Origin of the sequence: Microcystis sp. LE19-195.1E (assembly GCF_027532095.1) — a bacterium.
Lineage (GTDB): Bacteria > Cyanobacteriota > Cyanobacteriia > Cyanobacteriales > Microcystaceae > Microcystis > Microcystis aeruginosa.
Window position 1 is genome coordinate 1 of the sequence record NZ_JAPZSZ010000313.1, and the last position, 1,941, is coordinate 1,941.

1 protein-coding gene is annotated in these 1,941 nt (G+C 45.2%); it reads right to left on the bottom strand.

Translation table 11 applies throughout. The features are described 5' to 3' along the window. Window positions 1-490: 490 nt before the first annotated feature. Window positions 491-1,941, bottom strand: a 1,451-nt coding sequence (murJ, locus tag O9300_RS17245) for a murein biosynthesis integral membrane protein MurJ (RefSeq protein WP_287972951.1), incomplete at its 5' end; no start/stop codon positions are given.

Sequence of the window (1,941 nt, forward strand, 5' to 3'; positions counted from 1 at the left end):
CTCAAGTGAATCGGTTAGTCTCGGTTGAACTAGGAACTAAATAGGGTTGGCGGCAAAAAGTTTGTTGGTGGGGTTAGGAGTCGGTCGTCGGTCGTCAGTAGCCGGTCGTTTCAGGCTTTGTTGCCCTCTTTTTTTGTACCAGTTTGTGTACTAAAAAAAGGATAATGCCAGGTTTTTGAAGGTCTTAATCCTATATTCTTGCACTAACATCGGATTTTAACAGGTCAAAAGCCTTATTTTAAAAGGGTTTTACCATTATTCAGCAAGCCCTAAATACTTGCAAGTCTCTCCTGATTTTTGGTTAAATCTTCAAATCCGATTGGATTTGTTTGACATTAAACAAAAAGAGAGCGAGCCAATTGAAAAAATTCTTCCGTCCCCTACAACAGTAATTACGAGCGAGGGAGGGAGTTAATCAGACTCTTAAAAACTGATTTGGTGTTAGCTAGGGTTTAACCTTTCTTTAATCTAGTGAGGCAGGAACTTAAACCTAAGATTTTTTCAACAACTTCTGACGAACTCGCGAGATTAACAGGTCTAATTCAGGTAACTTCAATAACATCGCACCGAGGAGGAATAAACCCACCGCTACGGTCGAAGCAAAACCCAACTGTAACAATTGTAGGAAAATATTACCAGCACCAAAAACCTTTTCCCAACCCCAACTAGCACCCCAACTAACAACACCAGAAAGCATTGTAATTACCGTTAATCCCAATAAGGATAAACCCCATTCTCCCAAGGGTAAACCCCCTAAACGACGATTTAAAATCACCGTAAAAATGCCCATAGAAAGGATATTAACCCCCACGGTTGCTAAAACAATCCCCGGAGTACCAAAAGGTTTATACAAGAGGAAATCCAGCACACCATTAAGAAAAATATTTACCATACTCACCTTAAAGGGAGTGTCGCCATCACCCAAGGCATAGAACACTCGTACCAAAACATCGCGGCCGAGATAGAAAAACATCCCGAAACCGTAGGCCATTAATACGGGAACCACCTGTTCCGAGGCAGCCAGATTAAAGGCACCCCGTTGATAGATAACTCGCACTACCGGGAAAGCGAGGGCGATGAAGATAGCGGTGAAGGGTAACATGGTTAAAGCCGTCAATAATAAACCCTGACGGATTTTTTGCTTCAATTCTCCCCAATTTTCCGGTTCCGTCAGTCGAGAAAATATCGGCATAAACGGCACGAGAATCATGTTAGACATGATGCCCAAGGGCGTGAGAACGATAAAACTGGCGTAACGCATGGAAGCGGCGGCATTTTCGATAAAAGAAGCGAAAAAGAGGTCAGTATAAACGTTAATATGCAACATTCCTGAAGATAAGGTCGCCGGAATCATCACCCGCAACACCTCCGACACCCCCGGAATCCGCCAATCCCAACGAAATATTAATTTTCCTAAACCTGACTTGACTTGTGCGCCTACTTGTGCTAACCATTGCCAGAGCGCCCCGATGAGAGTACCGCCGGCGAGGACAAAACCCCCCAGTTGAATATATTGCGGCTCATCAATGCGATCGCCAAGTGACCAGGCCAGCAAACCCACCCCGATAATCACCGCCACACTGGAAAAAAGCGGACTGAGACTCGGTAGCCAGTATTGATCCGCCGCGTTGAGAGTACCGAAACCGATGCCGATTAAACCGGCTAAAACCGCCATGGGGGCCATAATTTGCAGTTGTTGAATGGCCATGCCACGGGTGGCGGCATCTAAACCGGGGGCGAGAACATCGATAAAAATATTGGCAAAAACGATTAAAAAGACGGTGACAGCTAATAAAATCGCACTGACTAGGGTGGTAATAGTCTCGACAATCGGCGCGGACTCGGATTTATCTCTTTTGGCCAAAACACTGACCAAAGCGCTATGAAAGGGGCCGTTAATACCACCGAGGAGAATTAACAGAAAACCGGGGATAACGTAGG